The sequence below is a fragment of the Enterococcus spodopteracolus genome, from assembly GCF_030441955.1.
GTDB classification, from domain to species: Bacteria; Bacillota; Bacilli; order Lactobacillales; family Enterococcaceae; genus Enterococcus_B; species Enterococcus_B spodopteracolus.
Map to the genome: position 1 here is coordinate 1 of NZ_JARJHD010000100.1, position 473 is coordinate 473.

Consider the following 473-nt stretch of genomic DNA (forward strand, 5'->3'; position numbering starts at 1 on the left):
CAATCTTTGGTAGAAGATAATTTTTTTCAACTTCCTTCGGCGCCTTATTTGATATTTATTTAAAAGATAATTTTTCTCAAAACTTTCTAAATACATTAACATGTTCTTCACTCCCTATTCCTCTGATATAATGATACCGGAGGTGATTTTATGGCAAATATTTTATTATGGGTGGCAATTTATCTTTTTCCTTTTATTCGACTAGCGACATTGATTAAACGAAAAAAGACGTTTTCTTTGCAAAAGAAACGTCAGACTTGGATTTATATTATTGAAATTTATTATTCTTCTTTATTTTTCACGATGCTTATTACTAAGTTTGAAGATAATTACTTCTGGCTTTGGAATGGAGAAAATCAAATTGAAGTGCTTTTAGAAAGATTTTTCTTATCATTTGCTATTTACCAACTGTTTATTCTTGTAAAAAGAAAGCTGGACAGTTCCGCTGAAATTGATTCATATAATTCAATGAA

At 28.5% G+C, this 473-nt stretch carries 1 protein-coding gene; it reads left to right on the top strand.

Translation table 11 applies throughout. The features are described 5' to 3' along the window. Window positions 1-150 precede the first annotated feature (150 nt). On the top strand, window positions 151-473 hold a 323-nt coding region (locus tag P3R27_RS14740), incomplete at its 3' end, for a hypothetical protein (protein ID WP_301399166.1).